General features: G+C 60.4%; 25 protein-coding genes and 1 tRNA gene. 20 read left to right on the top strand and 6 right to left on the bottom strand.

What is annotated here, in order from left to right:
* Positions 1–85: 85 nt before the first annotated feature.
* The 7 genes from V5N47_RS01125 to V5N47_RS01095 are packed head-to-tail and all read left to right on the top strand — an operon-like array spanning position 86 to position 5,612.
* Complete coding sequence (locus V5N47_RS01125) at positions 86–778, top strand: metal-dependent transcriptional regulator (RefSeq protein ID WP_338728962.1); 693 nt, start codon at positions 86–88, stop codon at positions 776–778.
* Positions 779–2,035 carry a multicopper oxidase domain-containing protein gene (locus V5N47_RS01120; RefSeq protein WP_338728960.1) on the top strand — a complete coding sequence of 419 codons (1,257 nt, stop codon included), beginning with the start codon at positions 779–781 and terminating at the stop codon, positions 2,033–2,035.
* Entirely contained in the window at positions 2,036–3,247 is a 1,212-nt protein-coding gene (locus V5N47_RS01115; protein WP_338728958.1) for a metal transporter, read from the top strand.
* A gap of 3 nt (positions 3,248–3,250) precedes the next feature.
* Positions 3,251–3,655 (top strand): plastocyanin/azurin family copper-binding protein, encoded by a 405-nt coding sequence (locus tag V5N47_RS01110; RefSeq protein ID WP_338728956.1) that lies wholly within the window; start codon positions 3,251–3,253, stop codon positions 3,653–3,655.
* A 41-nt stretch (positions 3,656–3,696) separates the two neighbouring features.
* Complete coding sequence (locus V5N47_RS01105) at positions 3,697–4,287, top strand: AsnC family transcriptional regulator (RefSeq protein WP_338728954.1); 591 nt, start codon at positions 3,697–3,699, stop codon at positions 4,285–4,287.
* A gap of 57 nt (positions 4,288–4,344) precedes the next feature.
* The gene (locus tag V5N47_RS01100) at positions 4,345–5,346 is read left to right on the top strand and encodes a PGF-CTERM sorting domain-containing protein (RefSeq protein WP_338728953.1); all 1,002 of its coding nucleotides are present in this window, start codon (positions 4,345–4,347) and stop codon (positions 5,344–5,346) included.
* Positions 5,343–5,612, top strand: a complete 270-nt coding sequence (locus V5N47_RS01095) for a hypothetical protein (RefSeq protein ID WP_338728952.1) — start codon at positions 5,343–5,345, stop codon at positions 5,610–5,612. The genes V5N47_RS01100 and V5N47_RS01095 overlap by 4 nt, the downstream gene beginning before the upstream one ends.
* Positions 5,613–5,620: 8 nt before the next feature.
* Here the strand turns inward: V5N47_RS01095 and V5N47_RS01090 are convergent, their stop codons facing one another.
* On the bottom strand, positions 5,621–5,797 hold the full coding sequence (locus tag V5N47_RS01090) for a hypothetical protein (protein ID WP_338728951.1): 177 nt from the start codon (positions 5,795–5,797) through the stop codon (positions 5,621–5,623).
* Between the two features lie 154 nt (positions 5,798–5,951).
* Between V5N47_RS01090 and V5N47_RS01085 the strand changes: the two genes are divergently transcribed.
* Together V5N47_RS01085 and V5N47_RS01080 are read left to right on the top strand one after the other, a co-directional pair.
* The gene (locus V5N47_RS01085; protein ID WP_338728950.1) at positions 5,952–8,516 is read left to right on the top strand and encodes a copper-translocating P-type ATPase; all 2,565 of its coding nucleotides are present in this window, start codon (positions 5,952–5,954) and stop codon (positions 8,514–8,516) included.
* 142 nt (positions 8,517–8,658) lie between these two features.
* Entirely contained in the window at positions 8,659–10,668 is a 2,010-nt protein-coding gene (locus V5N47_RS01080; protein ID WP_338728949.1) for a hypothetical protein, read from the top strand.
* Here the strand turns inward: V5N47_RS01080 and V5N47_RS01075 are convergent.
* Positions 10,665–11,708, bottom strand: a complete 1,044-nt coding sequence (locus V5N47_RS01075) for a succinylglutamate desuccinylase/aspartoacylase family protein (protein WP_338728948.1) — start codon at positions 11,706–11,708, stop codon at positions 10,665–10,667. The two genes, V5N47_RS01080 and V5N47_RS01075, sit on opposite strands and share 4 nt — an antisense overlap.
* Positions 11,709–11,828: 120 nt before the next feature.
* On the opposite strand from V5N47_RS01075, the gene V5N47_RS01070 reads away from it, so the two are divergent.
* The 4 genes from V5N47_RS01070 (at position 11,829) to V5N47_RS01055 (ending at position 14,888) form a co-directional block, all read left to right on the top strand.
* Positions 11,829–12,461, top strand: coding sequence for a uracil-DNA glycosylase family protein (locus tag V5N47_RS01070; protein WP_338728947.1), 633 nt, complete (start codon positions 11,829–11,831; stop codon positions 12,459–12,461).
* Positions 12,462–12,526: 65 nt separating this feature from the next.
* A complete protein-coding gene (locus tag V5N47_RS01065; RefSeq protein ID WP_338728946.1) occupies positions 12,527–13,567 on the top strand; it encodes an NAD(P)/FAD-dependent oxidoreductase in 1,041 nt (346 codons plus the stop codon).
* Positions 13,568–13,572: 5 nt separating this feature from the next.
* Entirely contained in the window at positions 13,573–13,848 is a 276-nt protein-coding gene (locus V5N47_RS01060) for a MoaD/ThiS family protein (RefSeq protein ID WP_338728945.1), read from the top strand.
* Between the two features lie 44 nt (positions 13,849–13,892).
* Entirely contained in the window at positions 13,893–14,888 is a 996-nt protein-coding gene (locus V5N47_RS01055; protein WP_338728944.1) for an MBL fold metallo-hydrolase, read from the top strand.
* Positions 14,889–14,898: 10 nt separating this feature from the next.
* Here V5N47_RS01055 and V5N47_RS01050 read toward each other — a convergent pair whose 3' ends face one another.
* On the bottom strand, positions 14,899–15,081 hold the full coding sequence (locus tag V5N47_RS01050) for a hypothetical protein (protein ID WP_338728943.1): 183 nt from the start codon (positions 15,079–15,081) through the stop codon (positions 14,899–14,901).
* 292 nt (positions 15,082–15,373) lie between these two features.
* Between V5N47_RS01050 and V5N47_RS01045 the strand changes: the two genes are divergently transcribed.
* On the top strand, positions 15,374–15,844 hold the full coding sequence (locus V5N47_RS01045) for an ester cyclase (RefSeq protein WP_338728941.1): 471 nt from the start codon (positions 15,374–15,376) through the stop codon (positions 15,842–15,844).
* Positions 15,845–15,931: 87 nt separating this feature from the next.
* Here the strand turns inward: V5N47_RS01045 and V5N47_RS01040 are convergent, their stop codons facing one another.
* Positions 15,932–17,461 carry an aldehyde dehydrogenase family protein gene (locus tag V5N47_RS01040; protein ID WP_338728940.1) on the bottom strand — a complete coding sequence of 510 codons (1,530 nt, stop codon included), beginning with the start codon at positions 17,459–17,461 and terminating at the stop codon, positions 15,932–15,934.
* Positions 17,462–17,543: 82 nt separating this feature from the next.
* Between V5N47_RS01040 and V5N47_RS01035 the strand changes: the two genes are divergently transcribed.
* On the top strand, positions 17,544–18,260 hold the full coding sequence (locus V5N47_RS01035) for a helix-turn-helix domain-containing protein (protein WP_338728939.1): 717 nt from the start codon (positions 17,544–17,546) through the stop codon (positions 18,258–18,260).
* Positions 18,261–18,331: 71 nt separating this feature from the next.
* A complete protein-coding gene (locus V5N47_RS01030; protein WP_338728938.1) occupies positions 18,332–18,832 on the top strand; it encodes a cupin domain-containing protein in 501 nt (166 codons plus the stop codon).
* Positions 18,833–19,174: 342 nt separating this feature from the next.
* On the opposite strand, the gene V5N47_RS01025 is transcribed toward V5N47_RS01030, so the two are convergent.
* Together V5N47_RS01025 and V5N47_RS01020 are read right to left on the bottom strand one after the other, a co-directional pair.
* Positions 19,175–19,247, bottom strand: a tRNA-Arg gene (locus V5N47_RS01025).
* 64 nt (positions 19,248–19,311) lie between these two features.
* Positions 19,312–19,629 carry a twin-arginine translocase TatA/TatE family subunit gene (locus V5N47_RS01020; RefSeq protein ID WP_338730314.1) on the bottom strand — a complete coding sequence of 106 codons (318 nt, stop codon included), beginning with the start codon at positions 19,627–19,629 and terminating at the stop codon, positions 19,312–19,314.
* A gap of 200 nt (positions 19,630–19,829) precedes the next feature.
* Here V5N47_RS01020 and V5N47_RS01015 point away from each other — a divergent pair, with 200 nt between their 5' ends.
* Genes V5N47_RS01015 through V5N47_RS01000 form a run of 4 tightly spaced genes read left to right on the top strand, consistent with a single transcriptional unit; the run spans position 19,830 to position 22,965 of the window.
* Positions 19,830–20,303 (top strand): redoxin domain-containing protein, encoded by a 474-nt coding sequence (locus V5N47_RS01015; protein WP_338728937.1) that lies wholly within the window; start codon positions 19,830–19,832, stop codon positions 20,301–20,303.
* Between the two features lie 50 nt (positions 20,304–20,353).
* Entirely contained in the window at positions 20,354–21,172 is an 819-nt protein-coding gene (locus V5N47_RS01010; RefSeq protein ID WP_338728936.1) for an HD domain-containing protein, read from the top strand.
* Positions 21,173–21,232: 60 nt separating this feature from the next.
* Positions 21,233–22,204, top strand: a complete 972-nt coding sequence (locus V5N47_RS01005; RefSeq protein WP_338728935.1) for an ABC transporter ATP-binding protein — start codon at positions 21,233–21,235, stop codon at positions 22,202–22,204.
* Complete coding sequence (locus tag V5N47_RS01000; protein WP_338728934.1) at positions 22,201–22,965, top strand: ABC transporter permease; 765 nt, start codon at positions 22,201–22,203, stop codon at positions 22,963–22,965. Before V5N47_RS01005 ends, V5N47_RS01000 begins: the two co-directional genes overlap by 4 nt.
* Positions 22,966–22,987 lie beyond the last annotated feature (22 nt).

Here is a 22,987-nt window from a genome sequence, read left to right as displayed (position 1 = left end):
TCTGCTATCTCAAGCACCGTAAGTGCATCGTGGCTGTCGAGATACCTCCGACACATATTTAGTTTAGACGCGTCTAAAATCCCTCATGCTAAGCGCCAAAATGGAGGATTATCTCAAGGTCATCTACAGTCTCCAACGAGAGACTGATGGTCCCATTTCAACCTCCGCGATTGCCGAGACCCTCGGTGTAAAACCGCCGACGGTCACGAGCATGGCGAAGAAACTCGAAACGCGCGAACTCGTCGAGCGCGAGGAGTACAAAGGCGTCCGTCTCACCCCGGAAGGCGAGACAGTCGCACTCGAAGTGCTTCGCCACCACCGCTTGCTCGAAACGTATCTCGCAGAACACCTCGGCTACGACTGGGCGGAAGTCCACGACGAAGCCGACCGCTTAGAACACCACATCAGCGAGGAGTTCGAGCGCCGGGTAGCCGAGATGCTCGGCAACCCCACAGTCGACCCTCACGGCGCACCAATTCCAAACGCGAACCTCGACCCAATCGAGGATGCGATGGGGGCAGCGCTGACTGCCCACACAGCCGGTGATTCCGTCGTCATCCGACGGGTTCGTGATGGCAGTGCCGCCGAGTTGGAGTATCTCGCAGACGCCGGGATTCTGCCCGGTACGCCGGTCGAAGTGGTTGAAGTCGCGCCAATCGGGTTGGTGACAGTTCGCCTCCCCGATGGCACCGAAGTCGCGCTCTCAGAGCGCATCGCGGAGGTAATCCGCGTCAGTGACAGTGATACTATGTCAGAAAGTGCAACGGAGGTGGCGTGAATGCCATCCCACGATTACAAGACAGCGGGTGCGATGACGAAGACGTTAGAAGAACGGCTCGTCGGAGCACTCAAGGGCGAATCGATTGACAGACGCACGGTTCTTGGCGGGCTTGGACTCGCCGGGGCGGCGGGTATCGCCGGGTTCAGCAACGATGTTGCAGCCGCAGGCGACCACGATGATACGAAACACCACGGTAATTTCGGAGCCGTGGGCGAGTATTCGAGCACCCAGTTCGACCCCCACGAATACCTCTATCAGTTCAACACGGGCTACGACGGTCAAGAGTCAGTCGAACAAGAGGTTTACTTCGAAGGCGATCAGCGTGTCCGTCGGTTTGAACTCAATGCTGTGGACACGGAGATTGAAATCGCACCCGGTATCACGTTCTCCGCGTGGGCCTACAACGGACAGGTTCCGGGGCCAACGCTCCGGGTGACCGAAGGCGACATTATCGAAGTCGAGTTCACGAACCGGGGCCGCCACGCCCACACCATCCACCCGCACGTGAAAAACATCAATCCGGCGATGGACGGCATCCCGACGAATGGGCCGGGTGTCCTCGAAACGGGCGAATCCTACACGTATCGCTGGAAAGCCCAGCCGTGTGGCGTGCAGTTCTACCACTGCCACTCGCTGCCGCTCAAAGAGCACATCCACCGGGGGCTCTACGGCGTCATCATCGTCGACCCCGACCCAGAGCAGGTGCGGGAGAATCCGCGCGACTACATCAACTACGACGGACCGATGACCGACGACCTCGTTTCCCAGCTCGTCACAAAAGCCGAGAGTCGGAATCACGAGTACGACGAAGGCGAAGACGTAAACGAGATGGTGATGGTCATGAACGGCTTCGACACCAACTTCGACGGCGACAACGAAGTGTACGCCGCGAACACCCGCGCGTTCGCCTACGGCGTTGGCGACACCGACGGGAAGGGTAACTGGGAACCGGGCGAAACGAAGCGCCCGATTCAGGTCGATGGCCAGCAGCTCCAACGCGTCTACCTCGTGAACGCCATTGAGTTCGACGCCATCAACTCGTTCCACACCCACTCGAACTTCTTCGACTACTACGACCACGGAACGACGCTCACGCCCACCCTGAAGACGGTGGACACAGTGATGCAGTGTCAGGCACAGCGCGGGATTCTGGAAATCGACTACTCGGACCACGAACCCGGCTTGTACATGTTCCACGCCCACCAGTCAGAGTTCGCTGAACTTGGCTGGATGAGCTTCTTCGAGGTGGTCTAAATGGCGAGAAGTGACGGCGGAACGAACACCGTCAACAAGCCGTTTGGCCTGCCACGCTGGCTAGCTGCAATCCTCCCGATTGCGCTGCTCGCACTCGTCATCGCGGGCTTCTTCGTGGCGACGCCGTTCGCGGGCCTCCAAGGCTCCGGTGCGCCACTTCCCGACGTATCCGTCACCCACCACACGATTCCGAACGATGATACCATCGTCTTACACGTGGTGAACAACGGCCCCGAGGACGTGACTATCTCACAGGTGCTCGTTGGTGACGCCTACTGGAATCATCAGGTGATGCAAGGTGGCGAAGAGGTGCGGACTATTGGGGCGCGCGAATCTGCGCAAGTGGTGGTACCGTACCACTGGAATCCCGGTTGGGACTTGGAGACCGCGCTCGTCTTGAACGACGGGACGACCATCCACCACACCATCGTGGCCCCCGAACAGAGTCCGGGCGTAAGCGGTGACGTCCTCTGGACGCTCGCCATTATCGGCCTGTTCGTGGGCGTTATTCCTGTCGCCCTCGGGATGCTCTGGTTCCCGTTCATGCAGTCGATGAGCGACCGGGCGCTCCACGCCATCCTCGCCTTCTCGGTGGGGATCCTCGTCTTCCTCGCGTTCGACGCGGGCTTCGAGGCATTCGAGATCGCTGAACAAGTTCCCGGGGCGTTCGAGGGCCAACTCCTCGTCGTCCTCGGCATTCTCGGCGCGCTCCTCATCGTCCAAGCCGTGACGAAATGGCGCTCCTCAGAGACGGGCACACCCTCTGGCCTCTGGATTGCCTACATGGTGGCGCTCGGCATCGGCCTCCACAACCTCGCAGAAGGGCTCGCCATTGGGAGCGCGTTCGCCATCGGGCGCGTCTCACTCGGCGCGTTCCTCGTGATTGGCTTCATGCTCCACAACGTGACCGAAGGCCCCGCCGTCGTCGCTCCCGTCACGCGCGGGTCGCGGCCGTCGCTCGGGCACTTCATGGCCATGGGCGCACTCGCTGGGGTTCCGGTTATCTTCGGCGGTTGGATTGGCAGCTTCGCCTTCTCGCCAACGCTCGGTGCGCTGTTCCTCGCCATCGGCGTGGGCGCAATCCTACAAGTCGTCTGGGAGATTGGCGGCCTCATCTCGCGCAATGGACAGCTAGGCAGTTCGCTTAACTTGCTCGGGTTCCTTGCCGGACTCGTACTCATGTATGCGACTGACCTGCTGGTGGTACTCTAACGGATGAATCGACGCGACTTCCTCACACTCAGTGGCGCGGCACTCGCCACCACCCTCGCCGGGTGTACCGGCAGCGGCAGTGAAACCGGTGGCGACACCGTTGGGATGAAAGATTTCAAATTCAACCCGAAAACGCTCACCGTGGATATGGGAACGACCGTCACCTTCGACAACGACAGCGAAGTCGGCCACACCGTCACGGCCTACGAACAGAGAATTCCGGGCGACGCGGCCTACTTCGCAAGCGGCGAGTTCGCGAGCGAGAAGGCCGCCCGCAACGACGTAAACGGCGGCCTCATCGAACCCGGCGAGACGTACACCCACACCTTCGAGGTGCCGGGGCGGTACGAATACTTCTGTATTCCTCACGAAGGCACGGGAATGAAAGGGACGATTTCGGCCGAATAACTGCCGAAACTGGTTTTTTCGTGGTTCGCGTGAACTGAACCATGACTTCACTCGACGACATCGACCGCACGATTTTGCGCCTGCTGGTCGAAGACGCCCGCCGTCCCTACAGCGACATCGCAGAGGAAGTAGACCGCTCGCCGCCAACCGTTGCAGACCGCGTCGAACGCCTCCAAGACCTCGGCCTCATCAAGCGATTCACCGTCGCACTCGACCGCTCGCGGCTCAGCGAGGGGCTTCCAATGTTGGTAGACCTCGCCGTCAAACCAGGTGCCACAGAACGCGTCAAAGCCGGTGTGCTCGACATAGATGGAGTCGAACACGTCTTCACCACCGCCGAGGGACACGTCGTGTTTCAGGGCCATCTCGGTGAGCCAAACGTCGAAGCACTCCTCTCCGAAGCCATCTCGCTCGACGACATCCAGTCGTACTCCGTAGACCTCCTTTCAGACGTGTCGTGGCAACCCGCCGTTGGCGAGGCGGCGTTTGCGCCCGAGTGCGCCGAATGTGGAAACACCGTCACCGCCGAAGGGACGTCCGTCGTCCTCGACGGCGACCGCTATCACTTCTGTTGTTCGTCGTGTGAGGCGCGCTTTACCGACCGCTACGAGGAACTGAAACAGGGTGTCTGAGCCGCGAACAGCTGTCAGCCACACAAAACTTATGTGTTATTTGCTTGAGCGTTTCGTATGCGAAAGGAAGTACTGCTCGCTGGGGGTGTGGGGCTTCTCGTGGTTGTCTCCCTCCTCACGGCGTTCCTCGTCCCCGGAACGCTCGCAGACCCGGAATTAGACCGGGAACCTGCGGGCCGCCTCGGCTTAGAAGAGATGACGATTACCTCCACCAACGTCACCGGCGGCTCTGCAACCCTCTCTGTTGATACCCGCCTCAGTCACCGCGGTGGCCCCTCCGAAAACGTGACTATCCTGCTCCGAGCCATCGACCTCGATACAGGGCTGGTCGAAACGGAAACCACACTCACCGTCGGTACTATCGAGTCAGAGAAGGAGGTTTCCGCAGTTGGCTCGCTCACCGTCGCGCGAACCGGCGGCTACCGCATCGAGTCCATCGCCTACGTCAACGACCGGCGCATCGAACGCGGCACGAAAGAGGTTCGCGGCGTCGAAACCCTGACCCCCGCCTACGCACGCACCGCAACGCAGTTTCACGAGTTCCCAGACCGGCCGTCGCTCGAATATCGCATTCAATCGGTCTCTGAGAACCGCGCGATGCTCAACGTTTCGACCTACCTGACGAACACCGGCGACGAGGCAGACGATGACCTCAGACTGGTCGTGACGGCCCGACAGGCTGATTCGAACATCGTCGCAGACGAAGCGTCGGTGCAAGTCGGTGAAATCGCCCCCGGCCGCACCGCAGCGCCGTCGGTCACACTCGACGTTCCAGACGGCTACAATTACTACCTCGACGCCACACTCTGGAAAGATGGCGTCATCGTCGGCAACACCCGTTCCGCGGCGAATCTGAACCCGAACGAGACGGTGTCCGTGAACACGACCGAACGCGACACGGGCCTCCAGTCGGGCGACTTTGTGACTGATTCAGGGGGTCGCGAGAATCCGACCGGCACCGAGACACAAACAGAAGAATCCGGCCCTGGCTTTGGCATCCTCGCCGCGCTCGTGGCCATCGCAACGCTCGCGCTAATCAAACGAGGACCCCACAAATGAGTGACGCAGACCAATCAACGACCGCTGTTCGAACCGCCTCCGTAGACGACCTGCCGACCTATCTCTACTGGGGTGCGCTCGTCGGCCTCGCCCTGCTCGCGGCGATTGCGACGCTTCAATTCTACTTCAGTGTTGGCCGCATCATCTCGATTTGGGTGGCCCGTGACTACCAACCGGTATTTCAGGCGGTGTTCAACCTCATCATCCTCCTGCTCACCGGGATTGGCATCTCGCTCATCGTTACACGACTCAGAAACAGCGAGTAAGTCTCCGCTCACGCCCACGGCTTTCGTTCCGTGATTATCGTCACTTCCACGTATTCTGTGAACGCTTCACGGTTGAAATCGGCCAACCAGTCGAGTGCCTCCTCGACGTGCTCTGGACCGAAGGCGTTGGGGTACACCACCGCGCTCTCGAACAAGGAATCTGGGTCGCGGGCGGGACGAGGCATACGCGGCTTAGAATGTGCGGTCATTTTGCGGTTGACAATTTCGATTTCGCATCCAATCACCACAGTTTATGTTTGAATCAAAGGCTAGCGGGGTCGAATTACGCTGGTTTCTGAGGGACAAACCGCTTCAATCTACAGTGCGTACTATTGGGCAATGACTACCCAACGGGTTCAGTTCGCCATCACGGGGATGAGCTGTGCGAACTGCTCGAAAACCATCGAGACGGCCGTCACGAAGCTCAACGGCGTCACCGAGGCGAGTATCAACTACGCCACGGACGAGGGGACAGTCGAGTTCGACCCCGAGACGGTACACCTCGGTGCGATTTACGACGCCATCGAGCATGCGGGCTACGAGGCGGCCCGCGAGACGGTTACGATTGGCATTACGGACATGACCTGCGCCAACTGCGCGGCGACCAATGAACAGGCGCTCATGCGGGTTCCCGGCGTCATCAGCGTCGAAGCCAACTTCGCCACCGACGAAGCCCGCGTCGCGTACAACCCAGCACAGGTCACGCGGTCACAGCTCTACGACGCTATCGAGGAAGCCGGCTACACGCCCGTCCGCGACGATACGGGCGACACTGGCACAGAGCGCGAGCGTCGCGACGCCGCTCGTCACGCGGAAATCGACCGCCAGCGCAAACTAGTGATGTTTGGTGCAGCCCTCTCGCTCCCGCTGCTCGGTATACTTCTCGCCCACCTCTTCGCCCCTGTGCTCCTTCCAGAAAACGTCTTAGGCCTGCCGATTGGGTGGATTGGATTCCTCTTTGCCACGCCGGTGCAGTACGTCCTCGGCAAGGAGTTCTACGAGAACTCCTACACCGCGCTCGTGAAGAATCAGCGGGCGAACATGGACGTGCTCATCGCCCTCGGTTCTTCGACAGCGTACTTCTACTCGGTCGCCGTCCTGCTCGGGCTAGTCGGTGGAGCCGTCTACTTCGACACCGCCGCGTTCATCCTCGTGTTCATCACGCTCGGGAACTACCTCGAAGCCCGCTCGAAAGGGCAGGCGGGCGACGCGCTCCGCGAACTGCTCGAACTCGAAGCCGACACCGCGACGCTCGTTGACGACGCGGGGAACGAACGCGAAGTCCCTCTCGAAGCCGTGGAAGTCGGTGACCGGATGAAGGTGCGCCCCGGCGAGAAGATTCCGACCGACGGCGTCGTCGTCTCCGGAGAGAGCGCGGTTGACGAGTCGATGGTGACCGGCGAGTCTGTCCCGGTCGAAAAAGGTGACGGCGACGAGGTGGTCGGCTCGACCATCAACGAAAACGGCGTGCTCGTCGTGGAAGCAACGAAAGTCGGAGAGGAAACGGCGATTCAACAAATCGTCGCGCTCGTCTCTGAGGCTCAGAGCCGCCAACCGGAGATTCAGAACCTCGCAGACCGCATCAGTGCCTCCTTCGTCCCTGCAGTCATCGCAAACGCGCTGTTCTGGAGTCTCGTCTGGTTCGCCTTCCCCGAGGTGCTCGCTGGATTCGTCCAGCGCCTGCCGTTGTGGGGCCTCGTCGAAGGCGGCCCACAGGTGATTGGCGGCGGCGTCTCGGTCTTCGAGTTCGCAGTCATCGTGTTCGCCTCGGCTGTCCTCATCGCGTGCCCGTGCGCCCTCGGCCTCGCCACACCTGCGGCCACCATGGTCGGGACGACGATTGGCGCGCGAAACGGCGTCCTGTTCAAAGGCGGCGACATTTTAGAGCGCGTCCGCGACGTTGACACCGTCGTCTTCGACAAGACGGGGACGCTTACGAAAGGCGAAATGCGTCTCACCGACGTGGTCGCGCTCACCGCAGCCGACGGCGGGCAACTCCAGTCTCAACTCGGCGACGAGGCGTTCGTCCTCTCGATGGCCGCGAGCGCAGAATCCGGGAGCGAACATCCGCTTGCCGAAGCCATCGTGGAGGGTGCAAACGAACGCGACTTATCACTCGAAACCCCGGATTCGTTCGAAAACGTCCCCGGCCACGGCGTCCGCGCCGAACTGAGTCAAGGGGCCGTTCTCATCGGTAACCGCAAACTCATGGCCGACAACGGTATCGACCCTGAGCCAGCCGAAGAGACGTTAGAGCGCCTCGAACGCGAGGGGAAAACCGCCATGCTCGTCGCGCTTGACGGGGCCCTCATCGGCGTCGTCGCCACCGCAGACACCATCAAGGAGAACGCGGCAGACGCTGTTTCAGCGCTCCGCGAGCGCGGCCTCTCGGTGTTGCTCATCACGGGCGACAACGAGCGGACGGCTCGTGCGGTCGCAGAACAAGTCGGTATCGACCCCGCAAACGTCCGCGCAGCGGTGCTCCCCGAGGACAAAGCCGACGCAGTAGCGTCGATTCAAGCCGATGGCCGCAAGGCGATGATGGTCGGTGATGGCGTGAACGACGCGCCCGCGCTCGCCGCCGCGTACGTCGGGACGGCACTCGGGAGCGGGACGGACGTGGCCATCGAAGCCGCAGACGTGACGCTCATGCGCGACGACCCGGCGGACGTGCTCAAGGCCATTCGCATCTCCGAAGGCACGCTCCAGAAAATCAAGCAGAACCTGTTCTGGGCGCTTGGGTACAACACCGCGATGATTCCGCTCGCCTCGCTTGGCCTGCTCCAACCCGTCCTCGCGGCGGTTGCGATGGCGTTTTCGAGCGTTTCGGTGCTCGCAAACAGTCTCGCGTTCCGGCGCTACACGCCAGACCACGACTACGAGCTGCTCGGGAAGCTTCGGTAAGACGGTGTAACCGTCCATACACTGATGGACAACCCTGCCCACTGAACGCTCACTGCTGTCACTTTTCTGCTGCCAACTGTGCGAACATTTTGATGATTTTGCCAAAATCTATTCGTAATGATACTGTATGGATTGGGTTGCCATGCCACCCACTCCCCTTGGGAAACCCACACGCAGAACGATTTTGAAGGCCACCGCCGGTGCACTCGGCGTCGCTGCCGTCTCTGGAGTCGCGGCCGGGAGCGACGAGTACGACCCGTTCAAGCCGGAGACTGTCGGCAAATCGAGCGACAACGTCACGAACGTCGGCTATCACAGTCTTGGCGGAATTGGCGGAGAGTCCACCGCTGGACGCCCCGAAAACCCCCACTATGGCGGCGTCACCGAGATACGCACCCACGGCGACTATGCATTCGTCTCGCTGTTCTCCTCGCGCACCGAGACGGATGGGCGCGGCGTAGCCATCGTCGATATTAGCGACTACAACCGCGCAGAGACACAGGCAGACGTAGAACAGGCGGAGATGACCGTCCTCTCGTTTTTCGGGAATCAGAGTCCGGGCACGGCTATCATGGACGTGAAGGGCTCTGCCGACGGCAACTACCTGTTCCTCGGCACCCAGCCCATTTCGGCGCTGTACAACGAAGTGACGACGGGCACGGATTCTGACGCAGACAGCACCTCGGGGACGAACACCGGCGGGCTCATCGCCGTGGACATCACCGACAAAGGGAATCCAACCGTCGTGGGCACGTTTGACGCTTTCTCGACCGGGATTCACAACCTGTTTCACCACCGCATCGGCGGCGCTGACTACGTCTTTGCGTGTAAGGACATCGAGTACGCAGGCGACGCCGGGATGTACGTCTTCGAGTTCCACCGCGATACCGGCCTGCTCGAACTCGTGAACCGGTGGACCGTTCCAGAAGAGCCGAACACGGACGCTGCGCCGTTCCCCTTCTTCTACTGTCACGACGTGGAAGTCCAAGACGACCCGAAGACGGGCACGCCGACGGCGTATCTGTCCTACTGGGACGCGGGCCTCCAAGTGTTAGACGTGAGCGACCCGACCAGCATCACCCGGATCGGAAGGTTCGAGATGCGACAGGCACACTTCGCCACGCCTGCGCCAGACCTCGTGGACGGAAAGCGCGTCTGCATCGCCAGCCACGAAGAACCCTCCGGCGACTACGACGAGGGCGTCGAAGAGAAGACCAATCCAAAGAGCACAGGAACGGTGTTTCTGGTGGATGTAGACGGGGTTTACGAGGAGGCTGGCACCACCGAACTCCCCGAACTCGACAACTGGACGTGGCAAAACGCGGCCGCAATCGATGGCGTAGACGACATCTCCTTTACCAACTTCGCGTTGAGTCCCCACAACTCGACGGTCGAAAAACACCTTGACCCTGAAACGGGCGACGAGAACTTCTGGGTGCATCAAGCCCACTACCACGGCGGCTTGCGGTATCTCCGCATCGACCCAGCGAGCTGGACGCTCAAAGAAGATGGCTGGTCGCGCCCGCAGTACGACGTGCCGGAAGACTCCATGCTCGGCGGCCTGAATGCGACCACCCCGAACATTTGGGGGGCAGACGAGAGCAACGGCGTCACCTTCGCCTCGGACATCAATCAGGGCGTCCACGCCATCTACAACGCAGAAATCCCCATCAGCGGCGCGACGCCGGTTGTCGCGCTCTCGCGGTCGGACGACGGCTCCGTGTTCACCGGCGGGCAGACCGACCACGTGACGCTTTCGGTTGATTACGCGGGGGAACCCGTCCTCGTCAGAGACCGCCTCCCCGAGTCGTGGTCAGTGGTGGACGGCGACGACCACACCACCTCCCTCGAAGGCGGTGCGCGCATGGTCGAATTCACGACGCCGGTGAGTGAAGCAGACGGCGTACGCAACTACTTCGCAGAAGCGCCGACGGGGGTCGAAGCCACCGGCGACTACACTTTCGGCCCGGTCGAGTTCAGCCACGACGGCGGCGAGACGTGGCACGAAATCAAAGCGACGACCGAAGTAAACACCGTGGGCGGCGTGGACACGAACACGCTCACCCTCGGCACGATTGGCGGCACGGCGGGCGTGTTCTACCACCAGCGCGAGAAAGTACTGAGTGCGGTTCGCGGGCTATTCGAGGACTAAAAGCCTTCGAGTACCGCGTTTCGCCGTTGTATCCGGTCTTGTTCTGATTCGATGACTTCCAAGGTTCGGTCGTCAACCGAGACGAGGTGACAGAGCGGGTGGCCGGGCGCGGCAACCGGGTTTTGGAGCAAGCCCACGAGCAAGCCTGTAAACGGCGCGGTCACCTCGTGTACTTCGTCTCTGAAGTGGTCGCTGATGGTCGCTATCACCTCGCCTTCGTACACCAACTCGCGCCGTCCGTGGTGCATCTCGACGAGGCCACCTACGTCTGCTCTGAGCCAGCGTTTGTCGCTGCTGTCGTCTATCACTTTTATCCAGCCAGGCCAGTGAATGGCACGGTCGGGGAGCAGTTCGTACTCCGCGAGAACGCTTTCGACCCCATCGAGTGCCCGTTTGATGAGCCGTTGTTGGAAGCGGTGTGCCTGTCCCATCTCGATGGTGATGGTTGGCGTGCCAGCGCTCGTCGCCGCACCGCGCAGCGACCCGCCATCCCCGCCACCGCCGAGGATGACGTTCGCCCCGAAGGAGCGCGCAAGTCGGGCAACGTTGGGGTTGTTCATGTCGGCGCGAACGTGGAACATCGTCGTCCGGTTGCGCGTCGAGGTGTGGAAATCGAGGCCGAAGTCGCACTGCTTGATGAACGTCGTAAACAAGGCGTTCGCCATGCGTTCTGCGGTGTTCGATCGTTCGCTCCCCGGGAACGACCGGTTCAAGTCGAGGTCGTAAATCGGGAGATAGCGCTGCTGAGCGAGGTAGCCAGGGATGTTCACGACGTGGACACAAACGAGGGTGCCGTGGAGTTCGGTTGGGCTGTATCGCGACGCGACTTCTTGGACGACTTTGACGCCGTTCAGTTCGTCGCCGTGGATGGCAGCGGTGAGAAACACCGACGGGCCGGGGTGGCGACCGTTGATGATGGTGACGGGAATTTCGACCGGGTCACCGAGATACGTCTCGCTGATTCCGTGGCGGAGGGTACGCACTTCCCCTGGCTCGACCGTTTCCCCGTTGTAGTGAAAGGTGTTCGAAAATTCGGCCATAGCGTACTGTCTCATGGAACGGGGAAGTACGTTCCCCCGCTGTTACAAACCGTGAAAAACTGGGCGAGGGAGGCTCTCTCGACCGTTGGCGTTTTATCGGAGAATGCGCTATCGGGTGGCGTGCAGAAGATTACCGACCGAACGCGCAACCCGTTTGGAATGCGCACGCCCGCAGAGTACGAACAGACCGCCGGGCAGACGGCGTTCGGCTACGGTGACGTAAACGCTGATTTCCACCTCATCGGTGACCACCCGGGCGTCCACGGCGGAACGGATACCGGGGTTCCCTTCACCGACAGCGTGGCCGGAGAGCGCCTCCAGCCGATTTTCCACGAGCTTGGCTTCCTCGATGCCACCTACGCAGACGAACCAACGCCGGACAACCTGTATGCGTCGTACATCCACATGTGCGCCGTCACAGCCGGAAAAACGCCCACGGAAAAACAGTATGCAGCACTCGAACGCTTCTTCGACGCCGAACTGCGCGCCATCAACGGCCACATCTTGCTGCCGGTCGGCGAGCAGGCCACGCGCCACGTCGTCCGTGAGTACACCACTCAAGAGCGTCACCTCGATTTCGACATGGCCGCCCTCCACGCCACCGACATCCGCGGCGGCGGGTTTCTCGTCTTTCCGATTCGAGACCCGACCGAGTGGGACGGCGGCGACGCAGACCGCCTCGAAACCAACCTCCGTGCGCTGTTGAACTCTGATTACCGGCAGACGAAAGGCGTGGCAACGATGATTGGCTGACTCGACTGTCGCCCTTACTGCCTGGTTACCAGCGTCTTATGAGGCTCCCGCCTGTATGCAGAGCCATGAGTGAGACGCCCGAGTACGATGTGACCGTTGTCGGCGGTGGCCCCGCCGGATTGACTGCCGCGCTGTACACGACCCGCCTGTCCCACGACACGGCGGTCATCAACCGTGGCGGCGGTCGTGCGGCGATGATGATGGAGACGCACAACGTCATCGGCATCACCGAAGACGTGTCTGGCAACGAATTCCTTCAAACCGCAGTCGAACAGTTAGAAGGCTACGGCACGGACTACTTCCGCGATACCGTCACCTCGATTACCGCGACTGAGGACGGGCCGCGTCGCTACCACGTCGAAGCCGGGAACGTCTCTGTCTACACTGACTTCCTCGTGTTGGCGACGGGCTTCAACGACAAGCGACCCGACCCACCACTGCCGCGCACGGGTCGTGGCCTCCACTACTGTCTCCACTGTGACGCCTACATGTTCGTCGACGAGCCGGTGTACGTGATGGGCCACTCGAACAGCGCCGCGTACGTGGCGATGATTATGCTCAACTTCACCGACCGCGTTGACCTGCTGTTGCGCGGTGAGGAGCCGACGTGGTCTGACGAAACGGACGAGCTCCTTCGCGCCCACCCAGTCACGATCATCGAAGCGGAAATCGAGTCAAAATTCCAAGACGAAGACGACCCGACGTGGCTCGGCGGCTTTGTCTTCGAAGACGGCACCCGCCGCGAGTACAAGGGTGGCTTCCCGATGTACGGCTCAGAGTTCAACACCGACCTCGCCGAGTCGCTCGGCGTGGAACTCACCGACGACGGGATGATTGCCGCAGGCGACCACGGCGAGACGAATGTTGAAGGCATCTATGCGGTCGGTGACGTGACGCCTGGCCACAACCAAATTCCCGTCGCCCTCGGCGAAGGCGCGAAAGCTGGAATCTCCATCCACTACAGCGCTCGCAAGTTCCCGATGTCGCTAGACGAAATTGAGGCCGCAGGCGGCGAAATCGACCTCACAGAAGCGCCAGCAATCTCGGAAAAACTCCGTGAAGCAGCTGCGAAACACGATGCGGGTGAAGCGGCTGCAGACGACTGAGGCAAATGGTCACGGTTCACCTCGGTTCGACCTACGCAGACGCGATAGGCGAGGCTTCGCTCACCGAACCAGTTTTGACAGAGACGACCGTGTTTGCCCTGCTTTCGGAAATTGCGGAGACACATCCTAGCGTTCACGCACTCTGGTTTCGGTCGAACGGACAACTCCGCGGGCACGTCGAGGTTTCCGTGAACGACACTGCAATACAGGAGTTACGAGGGCCAGAAACTGCGATTCGAGCGGGCGATGAGCTCACGGTCAAGCCAGCGCTTGGGTGTTAGCACCCACCAGAAACAGTCATGTGTTCTGCGCCGTGAGAGTGAGTGTGAAGCAGATTCAACTTGAGTGTACGGTGTTCGAGGGGGAAAACAGCGTGTACCTCTTCGGTGCGGACGACCCGGACACACCGGTCACGCTCGTGGACGCGGGCGTTGCGGTCGAAGAAGTACGCGACCAACTTCAGTCAGCACTCGCCTCCGAGAACCTCTCCTTTGCGGACATCGAAACGGTGTTTCTGACCCACTTCCACGGCGACCACAGTGGATTGGCGGGATTCATTCAGGAAAAAAGCGACGCGACGATTTACGCCCACCACGCGGACGCAGACCTCATCGAACGCGACGTAGACGCGTGGGAGTCGTTGTTCGAGGCCCAGAAAACGAAGTTGAACGAGTGGGGGATGCCTGTGGACAAACAGGAAGAACTCATCCCGTTCCTCGAAGGCGTTGAAACGATGTCAGATGGCGCGCCAACCGTTACGCGATTCGAGGCGGGTGCGCGCTTCGAGGTGGGCGACCTGACGTTCGAAACCGTCCACATGCCCGGACACACAGACGGTCAGTGTGGGTTCGTCGTCGACCGCGGCGAGGGCAACGAACTGCTCTCGGGCGACGCACTCCTTCCGAAATACACGCCAAACGTCGGCGGCGCTGACGTGCGCGTAGACAAACCCCTGCAAAAATATCTCGATACGCTGATGGACATCGTAGCCGCAGACTACACCGTCGCGTGGCCCGGTCACCGCCAGCGCATCGACGACCCAGCAGGCCGCGCGAAGTACATCATCGACCACCACCGCGAACGCACGGAAAAAGTGCTCAATGTCCTTCGCAACCACGGCCCTGCAGACGCATGGACGGTGAGTGCGCACCTGTTCGGTGACCTGCATTCGATTCACATTCTCCACGGCCCGGGCGAGGCGTACGCTCACCTCTCGCATCTCGAAGCGGATGGCGTGGTTGAAAATACCGAAGACGGCTACGTGATACTCGATTCCGAGCCAGTCTTAGACGAGCTGTTCCCAGCCGTCGAACTGGCTTAATCGATTCTCCTCACTTGGTCGAGAGCTGACTCTGATTTTCTGCGTCAACGAGGTTCCGCAGACGGCTTCTGCACGTCGTAGAGAAGGTTCGCTGTGCCTGTGTCCAGGCTGGTTCGGTTGGTTCTGGTGTCGGTTCTGCGGGCGAGGCCCACTTGTCGCCGGGGAAGGTGTATGTCTTCGAGTTCGTGCTCATGTCGAGGGTGGATTACGATTTGTTTGATAGCGAGGCTGGGTCGGACGGAGTTTGCGTGCAAGACTTACGGCGTGGTGATGAAGTGTCATCACTCCTTCCTGCGAACCGAACTATCATAAACGTTCATGTTGGACGCAACCGTTGCCAGTATGTGACTCGGATGCACGGTCGGAGTAGAGTCCGCGAGAAACGGTGGGAACCCGTCGTTCGAACGCGACTCTCTCCAGTGGTTCAGTACGTCTCAACCTATCCTTATCTCCCCGTGTAACCAAGTACATACTGGGGTGGAAACATGGCAGCAACAAGCGGCCTGACAACAGACCAAAACAAAGAACTCGCACGACAGTACCTCGAAGCGATAGAGAACCATACAGACGGACACATCGATACGTTAGAAGAGCTTGTCGCTGACGACGTGGTTAATCACACGCCGGCATCGAGCGACGAACTCACCCCGGGTGAGCAACGTGGAATCGACGCATTCAGAACGCACGCTGAATCTGTCACGCACGCCTTCCCGGACGTCAGCTTCGATATTCACGACATGCTCGCAGAGGACGACCGAGTGATGGTGCGTTTTGACCTCATGGGAACCCACGACGGGCCCTTCATGGGCGTTGAAGCGACGGGCAAGGAGGTAACCATGTCCGGCATCGTCGTCTATCGGTTCGAAGACGGGAAGATAGTCGAACGATGGAGCGAAGCCGACCTCGTCGGCGTGCTCCAGCAAATCGGCGCGATGCCTGAAGCGACGGGAACCTAGGACTCCCGAACGCATCCGTCGCTCGTTTTTCGAGACCGACCAGTACTCACCCGAAAACAGAGAGAAAAATCGAAGCGACGACTCCGTTCAGTCGTCTTGGGTCTTGATGTCCGCGGAGAGGCCCTGTGCCATGCGGATTTCCTTCGAATTGTTGAGCGTCCACGCGGTGCGCTCGGTGACGGCTTCGATGATTTCGCGGGCGGATGGGTAGCCGTTGCCAGACTTCTTCACGCCGCCGAACGGGAGGTGTACTTCTGCGCCGATGCACGGGAGGTTGCCGTAGGCAAGGCCGACTTCAGCGTGGTCGCGGAAGTAGTTGATTTGGCGGTAGTCCTCTGAGATGATGGCTCCTGCGAGGCCGTAGTCCGTGTCGTTCTGGATGGAGACGGCTTCCTCGATGTCGCCCGAGTACTTGAGGAGGGCGACGTGTGGGCCGAACACTTCTTCGTGGGTGCAACGAAGCGGCTCGTACGGGTCTGCTTCGTAGACGAACGGGCCAACCCAGTGACCGTCTTCGTGGCCGTCTGGAATCTCGTCTGCGTCGAGTTCCGTGCGGTCTACGAGCACGTTCACGTCCTCTTTTTTGGCGAGTTCTGCGTAGGAGCGAACCTTCTCTTTGTGGCTGTCCTCGATGAGCGGCCCCATGAAGGTGTTTTCGTCAAGTGGGTTACCCACAGACACCTGCTCTGCGAGTTCGACGAAGCGCGCTTTGAACTCGTCGTAGACCTCCTCGTGGACGACGAGACGCTCTGAGGAGACACAGCGCTGGCCGGTCGTCTTGAACGAGGACATGAGCGCCGAGTGCACCGCGATATCGAGGTCTGCGTTCTCGGTGATGACGATGTTGTTCTTCCCACCCATCTCCGCGGCGACGAGTTTGCCGGGTTCGCCGCCGACCTTGGAGGCGATTTCGTGGCCGACTTCGGCGGAGCCGGTAAAGAGTACGGTGTCGATTGCTGGGTCGTCAACGATGGCCGCGCCAGCGTCTCCGAAGCCCTGAATCATGTTAAAGACCCCGTCAGGGATGCCTGCGTCCTCGAACATTTCTGCGATGATCTGTCCGCACCACGGCGTCTGCTCAGCTGGCTTCCAGACGACGGTGTTGCCCTCAACGAGCGCAACGGCCATGTGCCAGAACGGGATGGCGACCGGGAAGTTCCACGGCGTGATGCAGCCGATGACGCCGCGTGGCTTACGGCGCATATAGGCGTCTTTACTCGGAATCTCGGACGGAATCACGTCGCCTTTCGGGTGACGGGCGTCAGCGGCGGCCCATTCGACCATGTGGTAGGCTTCGACCACGTCGGCGCGGCCTTCGGAGATTTCTTTGCCGCACTCTTTGGTGACGATTTCTGCGAGTTCGTCGGTGCGCTCGCGCAGCTCGTGGTAGATGTCCCAGAGGTACTCTGCGCGGTCGATGTGGGAGAGATTTCGCCACTCCTCGAACGAGTCTTCTGCGATGTCTACGGCCGACTCAACGTCGGCTTCGGTGCCGCGGCGGAATTCGCCGAGCACCGCTCCTGTCGCCGGGTTTTTACTGACGAAAGTGTCATCACCTTCGCCATCCGTCCACTCACCGTTGATGTAATGCTGAAAGACGTTCGTCTCTTGAGCCATGGCTCATCTAGGGTCGAAAGAGCGGTATAACCCAACCCGTCCATGGAAGGGTACAAGTGTGTTCTTCTCGTTTGCCTTGCTAATGAGCCAGACCAGACAGCACGCGGGCACTCGATTGACGCTCAATCTCTGGCACCCGAACTGCTGGGCTATCGAATCGACCGAGCAGGTTGGCGGCGGAGTACTTGGCCACGCGGTCTACAGCTCGCCAAAGACGACCGACACCGTCGTAAACGGGCTGTTCACGGCCTACGGCGACACGCTCGACCACGTAGAGGAGTTGCTCGAAACCATCCACGACTCGCCACACGCAGGCGAGGTCCACGAACTGCAAGAACGGTTTGGTAAACAGACCTCAGCGAGCGCGCCGGGCAACGTCGCCCGCGAGTTCTTCGTGGAGTACAAACCCCAAGACATGGTGTGCCCGACGCTGTTGAAATACGGCTTCGTCCACAGCGCACCGGTGCGCATCGAGGACGGCCGCGAGTACTGGCAAGTCGTTTTCGCGGGCGAACGAAGCGAAATCGAATCCCAACTCGACGGCGTCCGCAGGGACGCCGGCGCGGATGTGTCCGTCTCTCGTATCTCTGCGTCGCCGCCAGCCGACTCGGAGCGAAAAAAGCGCGGTGACACCCTGACTGCGAGCCAGCGCGATGCGTTCAATCTGGCGCGCGACCGCGGCTACTACCAGTGGCCCCGCGGCGTCTCGACGCGGGAACTGGCCGCAGAGATGGACGTGTCGAAGACGACGTTCTTAGAACATTTGCGCAAAGCTGAAGCGAAACTGCTCGACCCGTAGCCGGTATCCTCGTCAGTGCCCCTTCCAGCTTTGGCCACACGCTTTTTGGTGACCAATAGAAAGGTGAGGCTATGAAGAAAGTCGCCATCGACGACGTGGATATTCTGACCAATCCGATGAACGTCCACAGCGTCCGTCGCCCCGTTTCGAGAGCGCTCGGCACCGAAGACTTCGCCATGAACTACTTCGAACTCGAATCCGGCGAGTCGTTCTCGGGCGGCCTGCACACCCACCACGACCAAGAAGAAGTGTTCTACGTCCAAGAGGGAGCGGCGACCTTCGAGACGTTGGTTGACGACGAACGCGACAGCGTCACCGTCGAAGCGGGCGAAGCCATCCGCTTTGCCCCCGGCGAGTTCCAGCAGGGAATCAACGAGGAAGACGAAACGGCCGTCGGCTTCGCCTTTGGCGCACCCGGCAGGAGCCACGACTGGGACGAAATCGAATCGCTCACCTTCTGCCGAAAATGCGAGGAAGAAACAGCCCATGGCCTCGACCTGACCGACACCGGCGGTTTCGAGTTCGACTGCACCGAGTGCGGGACAACGTTTACGATAGAGCGGTCTGACTGACGGCGTTTTTCTATATACTTGCGTCACAGAAGATAGCGGGCATGGTGGGATTCGAACCAGACCGAGACTCGCTTTGCTCGTCTCGTAGGGTTACGAATCTCCGGGCCCGTTCGCTCCTCACCTTCGTTCGTCGCAGAACGGGCGTGGCGGGATTCAAACCAGAGCCAGACGGTCGCTCACTTCGTTCGCGCTGCGGCTGGCAGGGTTGCAAATCCCACACGGTTCTCAACTGGTTGCTCGCATCGCTCGCAACACAGTTTACGGGCGTGGCGGGAGTGAGCAAAAGCGGAGCTTTTGCGAACGTCGTCACGCCCGCGAGACCGAGTGCTAACGAGGTCGAAGCGGGCGTGACGGGATTTGAACCCGCGATCAAGAGGTTAGGAACCGCTTGCCCTATCCACTAGGCCACACGCCCTCGAAATACAGACACGGCGCGTCCGCTAATAGGTCGAGGGTGAGAGAGAAAAACGATTACTCTTTTACTTTTCTTTCTCGGCTTCGACGTCGTCTTCCTCGTCGTCTGCGCCGATGTTTGGCTGGGCTTCTTCCGAGGCAGCCTGCGTTTCTGCCTTGTCTGCGTCGGCGTCCGTGGTGTCTGCGTCAGCCGCTTCGGTGTCGGTTGCCTCGTCTTTGCCTTTGTTGCGCATCTCTTCAAGTTCGCCTTCGACTTCTTCGCGGCCTTTCTGGAACTCACCCATCGCTTGCCCGGTAGAGCGGGCGAGCTTTGGAATCTTGTTTGCGCCAAACAGGAGGATGGCGATGAACAGAATGACGAGCAGTTCCGGCCCGCCCGGGATTCCCGGGAACAGCGGAGTGATTGTGTCGAGCATCTCTACCCCATCGTTGCCTACTGTTTAATATAGGCTTTTTGCTCATCCGGCAAGACCCTCCCAGAAGTGAGGCAATCGACAGCCCTCCCGTGATTGACTGGTCTGTGACGGGGCGATTGGCCGAGAGCGCAAACGTCTTTTGACTGTCTCCGTAAGGCCCAGACGCAATGGTCAACACTGGCGACGACGCACCAGACTTCAGCGCACCGGTAGCAAACGGCGACATCGAGGAGTTCGACCTCTCTGAGCGCCTCAACGACGCCCCACTCGTGCTCGCATTCTTCCCGGGCGCGTTCACGAGCGTCTGCACCAACGAGATGTGTACGTTCCGCGACAACCTCAGCCAGTTCGAGGATGTCGGCGCAGAAGTGTTCGGTGTCAGCCGCGACACGCCGTTTACGCTCAACGAGTTCCGCGCCCAGAACGACCTCAACTTCGGCCTCATCTCCGACCTGAACCGCGAGATCATCGAAGCGTTCAACGTTGAGATGGACTTCGACGGCCTCGGCGTCTACGGCGTCGCAAAGCGCTCCGTGTTCGTCATCAACGCAGACGGCGACGTCACCTACTCGTGGGTCAGCGACGATCCCGGCGTCGAACCAAACTACGACGAAGTCGCGCAGGCCGCAGCCGACGCGTAATCGCGCACTCGCCCGAGGTTTTTTTCTCGCTCCGCCGCGTTCAGTACACTATGAGTGACCTTCCAGATGGCGAGAGTGACATCCTATCGTACGACCAGGGTGCAGCCCACTCGTTCCCCGACGAGAAACTGCACCGCGTTCTCTCCTTTATCAAAACCGACGAGGAGATTCAGGCGCTTTTGCGGGCCCAGAACGTGAACGCTGTCGCGAGAAAGCGCTACAACGACCACGGCGCAAAGCACATCGAAATCGTCCGCGACCGCGCGCTCACCCTCTACGACCTCTTAAAGCGCGGCGGCATCTCGTTCAACGGCGCGGGCGACCAGGGCCTCGCCGAAGAAGACGAATCCGTGATTATCGCCTTCGCTGCCACGTTACACGACATCGGGCACATCGTCCACCGTGACGACCACGTCTACTACTCGATTCCACTCGCCTCAGACATTCTCGACCGCGTTCTCCCCGAGTTCTACGACACCATCACTGAGCAGGTGAAGGTGAAGGCGGAAGTCCTCCACGCCATTCTCTGTCACCACACCGTCGAAGACCCACTCACGGTCGAAGCAGGCGTCATCCGCGTCGCAGACGCCCTTGACATGGAACACGGTCGCTCGCGCATCCCGTACGAGAGCGGTGGGCGCGGTATCAATACCGTCTCCAGTCAGGCAATTCGAAAGGTCACGCTCCAAGAGGGTGACGAGACTGCAGTCACCGTCGAAATCGAGATGACCAACGCTGCAGGAGTCTATCAGGTCGATAACCTCCTCAAGGCGAAACTCCGTGGCTCAGGGCTGGAAGGCTACGTCCGCATCGTCGCGCTCAATACGCACACGGACGGCGACCAAATCGTCGAACGCATCGAACTCTAAGGCGGCAAGCCCAACCCAAGTAGTGCGGGTTAACTGTGCCCAGCTTTTTCGTGTCGGTAGATGGTTCTCGCGATTGAGACAGACAACTTACGAAAGTCCTACGGCGACGTAGACGCGTTGCAGGGACTCGACCTCGCCGTCGAGCAAGGCGAGTTTTTCGGCCTGCTCGGGCCAAACGGTGCGGGGAAGACGACGTTCATCTCCATTCTCACCGGCCTCGTGCGCAAAACCGGCGGCGAAGCCAGCGTGTTCGGCTACGACGTAGAAGCCGACTACCAACAGGCCCGCGACGCGATCGGCGTCGCGCCCCAAGAGTTCAACGTCGACCGGTTTTTCCCCATCAAAGAAGTGCTGATGCACAAGGCGGGCTATCACGGCATTGGCAAAGAAGAAGCCTCCCGGCGCGCGGACGCCGCGCTCAAGAAGGTCGGTATCTACGACAAGCGCGACACGCGCTTTGACTGGCTCTCAGGTGGGATGAAGCGCCGACTCCTCCTTGCGCGCGCCATCGTCACCGAACCAGACCTCCTGATTCTCGACGAGCCAACGGCGGGTGTGGACGTCCAACTCCGGCGTGACCTCTGGAACATCATCACCGAGATGAACGAGGAGGGCACGACAATTTTGCTCACCACCCACTACATCGAGGAAGCAGAGCGCCTCTGTGACCGGGTCGCCATCATGAACGAAGGCAAGAAAGTGACCGTCGCAAGCCCCGACGACCTCATGGACCAGGGTGTGGACAATATCACAATCACGCTGCGCGACCCGCCGAACACCGCCCCCGACGTGGCCGTAGACGGCGTCCAGTCGGTCGAACTGAAACAGGGACGGCTCGTCGTCCGCGCTCACCGAGCGGGAAGCGTCGCCCCCGACGTCCTCCTCGCGCTTGATGACGCAGGCCACGAGGTCGTGGACTTAGACATCTCTCGCACCTCGCTCGAAGAGGTGTTCGTCTCGCTCACTAACGGACAAGAGTCGACAAACGGCGACCGTCCACCGGCGGGCGCAAAACAGGAGGCACAGCGATGAGCCGATTTACTGGCTTCCTGACGCTCGTGCGCCGCGAGATTCTCCGATACGTCCGTCGGCCTCGTAACACGTTTATGCCACCGCTCATCACGAACGTCCTCTATTTCTCGGTGTTCGGCGTCATCCTCGGCGAGCGCATCGGTCCGACCAGTGACTTTTCCTACGTCCTGTTCATCCTCCCCGGCCTCGTCGTGTTGGGCACGATTTCGAATGCGTTCGAGAACGCCTCGTTCTCCATCTTCCACGGCCGGTGGAACGAGTATATTCACGAAACGCTCACCTCACCGATGAGCTACCCGCAGATGGTGTTTGCCTACGTCGCCTCGAGTGCGCTTCGCGGTGTCATCATTGGCATCATCATCTCCGTCGTGGGAGCGTTTTTCACGCCGGTTGGCATCGAGCACCCGCTCTATCTCGTTGCCTTCATGGTCGTCATTCCATCGCTGTTTGCGAGCCTCGGCGTCGCTGGCGGCCTCTGGGCGCGCGACTTTGACTACCTCACCGTGATGAACCAGTTCATCATCCGCCCGCTTGTGTTCTTCGGGGGCATCTTCTACGCCTTGGACGCGCTCCCGGAACCGTGGTACACGATTTCGCTCGCGAATCCGATGGTGTACATGGTGAGTGGTGTCCGCTACGGTTTCCTCGACTACTACGACGTTGACCCGAACCTCGCCCTCGCGGTGCTCACGGGTGCAACCGTCGCGGTGCTCGCCCTCGATATTGCACTGTTCAAACGCGGGTACGGTCTCGCCGACTGAGGCCAACCCATATACTGTGGGT

Source organism: Haladaptatus sp. DJG-WS-42, assembly GCF_037198285.1.
GTDB lineage: Archaea > Halobacteriota > Halobacteria > Halobacteriales > Halococcaceae > QDMS2.
This window is presented reverse-complemented; position numbering and strand designations above follow the sequence as displayed.